Source organism: Streptomyces sp. NPDC004134 (genome assembly GCF_042874195.1).
GTDB lineage: Bacteria > Actinomycetota > Actinomycetes > Streptomycetales > Streptomycetaceae > Streptomyces.
On record NZ_JBIAMS010000024.1, the window covers coordinates 147,675 to 155,508 of the forward strand.

General features: G+C 73.6%; 4 protein-coding genes and 1 pseudogene. 4 read left to right on the top strand and 1 reads right to left on the bottom strand.

From position 1 onward, the window contains the following. Nucleotides 1-87 precede the first annotated feature (87 nt). From ACFYVJ_RS26840 to ACFYVJ_RS26855, 4 genes are all read left to right on the top strand, one after another. Nucleotides 88-3,141 carry an AAA family ATPase gene (locus tag ACFYVJ_RS26840; RefSeq protein WP_388896365.1) on the top strand — a complete coding sequence of 1,018 codons (3,054 nt, stop codon included), beginning with the start codon at nucleotides 88-90 and terminating at the stop codon, nucleotides 3,139-3,141. A gap of 148 nt (nucleotides 3,142-3,289) precedes the next feature. Beyond that, nucleotides 3,290-5,221 (top strand): S8 family serine peptidase, encoded by a 1,932-nt coding sequence (locus ACFYVJ_RS26845; protein WP_388896368.1) that lies wholly within the window; start codon nucleotides 3,290-3,292, stop codon nucleotides 5,219-5,221. A 209-nt stretch (nucleotides 5,222-5,430) separates the two neighbouring features. Then, on the top strand, nucleotides 5,431-6,228 hold the full coding sequence (locus tag ACFYVJ_RS26850) for a S1 family peptidase (RefSeq protein ID WP_388896371.1): 798 nt from the start codon (nucleotides 5,431-5,433) through the stop codon (nucleotides 6,226-6,228). A gap of 294 nt (nucleotides 6,229-6,522) precedes the next feature. After that, a complete protein-coding gene (locus tag ACFYVJ_RS26855) occupies nucleotides 6,523-7,572 on the top strand; it encodes a response regulator transcription factor (RefSeq protein ID WP_388896374.1) in 1,050 nt (349 codons plus the stop codon). Nucleotides 7,573-7,721: 149 nt separating this feature from the next. Here ACFYVJ_RS26855 and ACFYVJ_RS26860 read toward each other — a convergent pair. Continuing rightward, nucleotides 7,722-7,834, bottom strand: a pseudogene (locus ACFYVJ_RS26860) (IS481 family transposase); the annotation flags it as partial.

The following is a 7,834-nucleotide window of genomic DNA, read 5'->3' on the forward strand; positions in this document are numbered from 1 at the left end:
TTCGGCTCCCGCCACCACGAGTTCGGCCACACATGCTTCTGACGTCGGCGCGGCGCGAAGCCGTCCGGGTGTGCGACCATCGCGCCCGTGAACGATTCCCTCGGTCGCAACCCCGCGCTGTCCCCGCTCGTCGGCCGCGCGCAGGAGCTCAGTGCGCTGGCAGACGGTGTGCGGCGGCGGCCGGGTGTGGTGCTGGTAGAGGGCGAGGCCGGGGTCGGAAAGAGCCGACTCGTGCACGAAGTCCTCGCCTCCGACGCCGTACACGGGCTACGCGTGCTGGTCAGCCGGTGTCTGCCGGCGGGCGAACCGTCCTCGTACGGGCCGGTGCTGGACGCACTGGGCACTTTGCTCGACCGGCCCGCTCCCCGTGGTACAGGGCTGCGCGGTCTGAGCCCGGTCACGGGTGTGCTGCGGACGGCGTTGCCCGAGCTGGCGGAGTTGCTGCCGGAGCCGCCCGCGCCCGCGGGGGATCCGCGTACCGAACGGCAGCGGCTCTTCCGCGCCGTGCGCGAACTGGTCGCCGCCGTCGGGCCGGCCATACTCGTGGTGGAGGACCTGCACTGGGCGGATACCGGCACCCGCAACCTTCTGGGCTACCTGCTCGCGGCGCCCCCGCCCGAGTTGGCGGTGGTGCTGACGTACAGGTACGAGGACCTGACGGGTTCGGCCCCGCTGGCCGGCGCGTACCACCCGCCGCCGGGCACCGCGGGTGTGCTGCTCCGGCTCCGCCCGCTGGACCGAGCGCAGGCCGGGGAACTGGCGGCGGCGGTGCTCGGGTCGGAGGCGGTCCCGGCGGAGTTCGCGGCGGAGCTGCACGAGCGAACGGCCGGGATCCCGTTCGTCATCGAGGAAACACTGCGGGCCTATCGGGGCGCGGCGACCGGTGAACTCTACGCTCCCGCAAGGGCAAAGCACGTGCCACCCGGCGCGCCCGGCCTGTACGGAGGTTCGCTGGCCGACATCGGGGTGCCCGTGCTGCTCCGCGAGGCGATGGCCGAGCGGCTGGCCAAGCTGCCGCCCTCGGCTACCCGGCTGGCGCAGGCGGCGGCCGTGCTCGGCGTGCCGGCGCCGGCCGAGTTGCTGGCGCGCGTGGCCGGGCTCGCGCCCCGGAGCTGCCGCAGTACGCTTGGCCGCCTGCTGGACAGCGCGGTGCTGCACACCGCGGACGCCGGCGCTGTCGCCTTCCGGCACGCGCTGGCACGGCAGGCGGTGTACGAGACGGTGCCCGCATCCCGCCGCCGCGAGCTGCATCGGCGGGTGTGCGAGGCGCTGCGCGAGCAGGAGCCGACACCGCTGGTGCAACTCGCCGAGCACAGCGAGCGCGCCGGGTTGCAGACCGACGCCCTGCGGTATGCCGAGCAGGCCGCGGACAGAGCCGCGTCGGTGGGCGACTCAGGAACAAGCACCCGGCTGCTCCAGCGCCTCCTCGCCGCGCCCCACCTGTCGGACGCCGACGTCAACCGGCTGGCGCTGAAGCTGGGCAAGGTCGCCCACACCGGCCTCGACCAGCGCGATCCGGTGGCCGTGCTGGACCGGCTGGTGGGCGATCCGCGGCTGTCCACGATCACCCGCGGTCGGGTGCGGCTGTACCTCGGCCTGCTCCTGGTACGCCAGGAAGGCGCGGCACGGGCCGGCCGCCGCGCCCTGGAGACCGCGCTCGGCGAGCTGCCGGCGAACAGCGAGCACGTATCCACGGGTGTCGCCATCCTCGCGCGGCCGTTCCTGGGCACGACCCCGTATGCCGAACTGGAGCCGTGGACGCGGCAGGTGGAGGATCTGCTGGAGACGGCGGGCGGCGAGCAGCGGCTGTCGCTCCTGGCGAGCCACCTGTGCTCGAAGCTGCACGCAGGCGACCGCAGCGCGCTGCCGGGCCCGGACCCGGCGTCGGGCGGGGAGCCGGATCTCGGCCTGCCACCCGCCCGGGGTATCGCCGAGTTGCGGCAGCAGGCCCGCATCTACTGCAATCTCGCCGACGCCTGCACCGCCATCGGCCACTACGGCACTGCCCACGCGCTGCTGGAGCGGGGCGTACGGGCCGCGGACGAGGCCGGGGCGCTGTTCATCCGCAGCACCGGCGAGTCCACGCAGGCCCGGCTCGACTGGCTCCGCGGCGACTGGGACGGCCTGGCGGAGCGGGCCGCCGCGCTGCTGGAGGAGTACCGCGACCTGCTGCCGGTGGCCGGTGAACTCTCCCTCGTGCTCGGCTCGCTGGCCGCGGCGCGCGGTGACTGGGCACGGGCACTGCGCTGGTTCACCGCCACGGGGGTGGAGGCGCCGCAGGATGCCATCACCCCGGTGGTCCTCGGTGGGTACGCGGGTCTGGTCAAGGTGCGCCTGGCACTGGGCGAGCCGGCACACGCGTGCCGCGACGCGGACCGAGGGCTGGCGCTCGTACGGGCCAAGGGCATCGGCACGTGGGCGGGGGAACTGCTGCCGCTCGCGGTCGAGGCGTACCTCGCGGCCGGCAGGAAGGCGGATGCCGCCGAGGCGGTGGCGTCCGTGGCGGACACCGTCGCCGGCCGAGAGGCGCCGCTTACCGCCGCCGCGCTGGTCGAAGCGCGGGGCCGGCTGGCGGCTGCGGACGCCGATCACGCGCGAGCGGCAGCCGGGTTGCAGGCGGCGCAGCGGGCGTACGAGGACTTGCGGGCGCCGTACCTGGCGGCACGTGCTGGCGAGTGCGCAGTGATGAGCCGGCTGGCGGGCGAGGGCGGCGGAACGCGCCGGGAAGCCGAGCCGGGTCGGGGGACCCGGCCCCGCTCAACAGGCGGATCCAGGCGGGTGGGCGAGGCAACTCCGGTGAGCGAGGCCGCTGACGGCGCCGGGCCGGCGGTCGCTCAGCTCCCTGGTCTGCTGCGCGTGTACGACCGGCTGGGCGCCACCGTCGACGCCTCCCGCTGCCGCGCCCTCATGCGCGCCCACGGCGCCCGCCCCGTCTCCCGCCGCGGCAGGCGCGGTTACGGTGCGGAACTCTCGCCGCGCGAGCGGGAGGTGGCGCGGCTCCTCGCGGACGGGCGCTCGAACCAGGACATCGCGCAGGTGCTGTCCCTGTCACTGCGGACGGCCGAGCACCACGTGGGGCGGGTGCTGCGGAAGCTGGGCGCGGTGACGCGCACGGAGCTGCGCGGTCGGGCGATCGACTGACGCGCGCCCCGCCACCGGCCACTGCCCACCCGCCACAAGCCGCGCTCAATTACTCAACGCATCCGTGATTGTTTAACCCACTCCCTCCGGTCAGCCTGTTCGGCGGCACCATGCTCTCTCCCCCCCGTCCCGGACCGAAGGAGTTCACGTGTCACAGTCCAGACGCCTGCTGCTCACGCTGTGCCTGGGAGTCGCCGTGTCGGCCCTGGCGGCGCCAGCGGCGGTATCGGCACCCCCGCCCCAGCCCGGGCAGCAGCAGGAACAGCGGCATGGAACTATAGGCTCCGGCGGCCCCGAGGCGCTGGCAGGCCGCTACGTCGTCGCACTCGACGGCCAACCCGCCCTGGGCGCGGCCGCATCCGCCACGGTGCGTGCCGAAGCGCAGGCCCTGACCGGCGAGCACGGGGGCACGGTCGGCCGGGTTTACTCGGCGGCGCTCCGCGGCTTCGCCCTCCGGGCCAGCCAGGCGGAGGCCGCCCGCATCGCCGCCGCTCCCGGCGTCGCCTCCGTCTCCGAGGACGCGCTGGCGCACGCCGCCGACGAGCAGCCCAACCCTCCGTCGTGGGGGCTGGACCGCATCGACGGCACGCAGGACAACACGTACACGTACGCCAACAGCGGCGAAGGCGTCACCGCCTACGTCATCGACTCCGGCGTGGACCTGGACCACCCCGACTTCGAGGACCGGGCCCGCAGCGGCTACGACTTCTCGGACAACGACTCCGACGCCTCCGATTGTCAGGGGCATGGCACGCACGTCGCCGGCACCGTGGCCGGGAAGCAGTACGGCGTCGCCAAGAAGGCCGACGTCGTCTCCGTGCGCGTGCTCAACTGCCAGGGCACCGCCCCCTGGTCGACCGTGATCAGCGGCATCGACTGGGTGGCCCGGAACGCCGCCGAGCCCGCCGTGGTCAACATCAGCATCTCCGGCGGCACCAACACCGAGACCAACCAGGCGCTCCAGAACCTGGTACGCAACACCGGCATCCCGGTCGCCGTGGCCGCCGGCAACGAGAACCGCGACGCCTGCCAGAACAGCCCGGCCGCCGCCCCCGAGGCCCTCACCGTGGGCTCCGTCGACAGCAGTCTCCGCCGCGCCTCGAACTCCAACTACGGCACCTGCCTCGACCTGTTCAGCACCGGCGTCGGCATCACCTCCGCCGCCAACGGCGGTGGCAGCCGGCAGGACAGCGGCACGTCCATGGCCTCGCCGCACGTGGCCGGCGCCGCGGCACAGTACCTCGCCGCGAACCCCTCGGCGACAAGCCAGCAGATCCGTGACGCCATGGTGCAGGCAGCCGCCGACGGCACCGTCACCAACCCCGGCAGCGGCTCGCCCAACCGGCTCCTCGACACCGCCGACCTGATCCCCACCGACCCGCCCGGCAACCCGGTCGCCGACTTCACCTCCCAGTGCCCCGCGGACAGCAGCACCTGCACGTTCGACGGCACCGCGTCCACCGACCCCGACGGCACGGTCGCCTCGTACGCCTGGGACTTCGGTGACGGCCGCAAGGGCACCGGTGAGCGTCCCACGCACACGTACGCCTCCGCCGGCACGTACCAGGTCAAACTGACGGTCACCGACAACGACGGCAAGACGGGCTCCGTCACCAAGAACGTCACCGCGGGCGGCCCGCCGCCCACCGCAGACCTCGTGAACGGCGGCTTCGAGAACGGCACCGAGGGGTGGCACGAGGACGCCACGATCGTGACCACCAGCACCCGGGCACGGCCGCACACGGGCCGCGGCTACGCCTGGATGATGGGATACGGCCGCACCGCGACCGAGAACCTGGAGCAGCGGGACATCACCGTGCCTGCCGGCGGCGCGACGCTCTCCCTCTGGCTGCACGTCACCACCGCCGAGCGCGGCACGACGGTCTACGACACCCTCGCGGTGAAGGTCGACGGTACGACCGTGGCCACGTACTCCAACACGAACGCCACGTCGGACTACGTACGCAAGACCGTGGACCTGTCCGCGTACCAAGGCCGGTCGGTCACCCTTTCCTTCACCGGCAAGGAAGACGCCAACCTCGCCACCACCTTCCTGCTCGACGACATCGCCTTCGGCTGACGAACACGGCCGGAGCACCGCACCGCCCGCCCGCGCGGTGCTCCGGCCGCATCCAGCCGCGCCCCCACAGCCGAGCCGCTTCGTCCCCCGACGGGCCGCCCCACACCCTTGCGGATCCCTTGCGCACAAGCGGATTCATGGCGGGCGCTCCCAGGACAGCGCAGCCTTCGAGGCTGCCGCTCCATCCCCCACCTATGAGAGGACACCTCATGAGATTCCGAACCCTGCTGCGCACTGCGGCCACCGTCGCCGTGATCGCGTCCGCCGCACCGTCCGCGTACGCCGCGGGGCCCTCGTCCGAGGCCCCCGCGCCGGGCACGAAGATCGTCGGTGGCGGGCAGGCGACCGAGAACTACCCGTTCATGGGCTCCATGCAGATACGCGGACGCCACGGCTGCGGCGCCTCGCTGATCGGCAGTCAGTGGATGGTCACGGCCGCGCACTGCGTCGCCAACCAGTCGGCGCCGTCCCTCCAGGTCCGCGTCGGCTCCCGCGACCACGCCACGGGCGGCACACTGTCCGGCGTCGCCCAGATCGTCCGCCACCCACGCTACAGCGGCTCCGTCGGCCCGTACGACATCGCACTGCTGCGCCTCAGCCAGGCCGTCAATCACCAGCCCGTCGCCATCGCGGACGGCTCCCCGCCCGAAGGCACGGCGACGCGGCTGCTGGGCTGGGGGCAGGAGTGCGGGCAATACCCGGGCTGCGGTCCCGCACCGCGCATCCTCAAGCAACTCGACACACGGATCAACCCTGACGGGATGTGCGCCGCCGGCTTCAATCCCGCCAACGAGCTGTGCGTGTACGGAACACGGACCCAGACGGCCTGTTACGGCGACTCGGGCGGGCCGGCGCTGGTCAGGTCCGGCAGTGTGTGGCGACTGGCCGGTGCCACCAGCCGCGCGGGCCAGAACCACCAGACCTGCGGGGTCGGCGACGCGGCGATATACACCGACGTGACCGCGCACCGGGAGTGGATCCGCTCCACGACCGGCATCACCGGCTGAGCTCTCGCGGCGGTGGCGCCGCTCACCGCTGCGGCGGCGGGCGGCGCCACCGCCGCCCATCGTGCGGACGCAAATCGCCAGCCCATTGCCCCGAGCGTCATCGTCCCCGGCGAAGCGAGGCACGCCGGCTCGCCCCGTCCCGGTCTCGATCCGCGCCCAACTACCGGGTGCACCCGCAATTGTTTAACTCCCCCGCACCGGCCAGCCTGGCTACCGCGGATGGCCGTCCCAGCGATGCACACGTCCGCAGTGCCCGTCCTCTGTCAGCCGGCCCTCATGCACGAGGTGGTCCCCATGCACGTCGGTCGCGAACGAACTGTGTACCGGCCCTGCGACGATCGCGCACCCAGACAGCAGCCGACCCCGGCGCGACCTGCCGCCCCGGCGCTGTGGGCTTCGGCCCTGGCGCTCGAAAGCGCCGGCGACTGTCCCGCAGCCGCCCGCACGGCCCGGCACGCCGCCGCAGAACTCCGCGCCACCGCCGGGCACCACGACGCGCCCGGCGCGCTCATCTGCGACGGCTTCGCGGAACTCGCCGACGGCACCGTGGAACGGGCCCTCCAGGCACTGGAGGCTGGCATCACCTGGGCGGAGCGGGAGAGCACACCGTTCTGGCTCGCCACGGCCCTCGCCCTCAGCGGACGGGCCGAGCTGATCCGCAGCCGCCTGCCGCGGGCCGCCACCAGGCTCTGGCATGCGCACGCGCTGGCCGCACGGCTCGACTCCGACGACCCGTACCTCCCGCCGCGTACGGTGCTCGCCGCGGACCTCGCCGAGGCGCTGGCTCGTACCGGCTCGGCGCGCCGTGCCGCCGAGGTGCTGGCCGAGGCACGCCGAAACACCGCCCGCGGCACGGACCAGCCAGCCCTCGACCGGGCCGCCGCCACGGTTCGTACGACGCAGGGCTCCCCGCGGGCCGCGGCCGGCGAACTGCGCAGGTCACTGGCGACAGGCCGGCAGTCGCCGCTCGAACGGGGCCGGGGGCACGCCGCGCTGGGCTGGATGGAGCGCCGGGCCAGGCGCAAGGCGGCGGCCCGGAACGCTTTCGAGGAGGCCCTCGTGCACTTCACGGCAGCCGGCTGCAGGCCATGGCTCCTGCGCACCCGCGTGGACCTCGCCGACTTGGACGGCAGCACACGCCCGCTCAGCGCCGTGGAGCGCGCCGTGCTCGCCCGGGTCACGGAGGGAGCCAGCAACCGTGAGATCGCCCGAACGGTACACCTGTCCGTCAAGGCGGTGGAGGCCAACCTCACCCGGCTCTACCGGCGCTACGCCGTCACCAGCCGCCTCGAACTCGCCCAAGTCCTCCGAAACCCCCGAGCCGACGCGGCGACGGAGACCTAGCGGCGGCACCGAACGTGCTCCCCCACCGCGCCCCCGGGGGAGCACAGCGCCCCGGGACCCCGCTTGGGGACGAGGGTCCCGGGGCACCCACAGGCGGTCCTGCATGCCTAACCGGGGACGCCGTCGGGCGGCATCCGGGGCGGCAGCACCTAGGTGTATTGCCCTGAAGCGTTGTTGACGCGGGTGATGGGTGGTTGGCCGTCGAGTGCGGTGTGGCATCGGTGGTGGTTGTAGTTGTGCAGGAAGTGGGTCAGGGCTGCTG

Excerpts from the sequence above, each read along its gene's own strand:
- ACFYVJ_RS26850 (WP_388896371.1), top strand. The coding sequence starts at position 5,431 with ATGAGATTCCGAACCCTGCTGCGCACTGCGGCCACCGTCGCCGTGATC.
- ACFYVJ_RS26855 (WP_388896374.1), top strand. The coding sequence starts at position 6,523 with ATGCACGTCGGTCGCGAACGAACTGTGTACCGGCCCTGCGACGATCGC.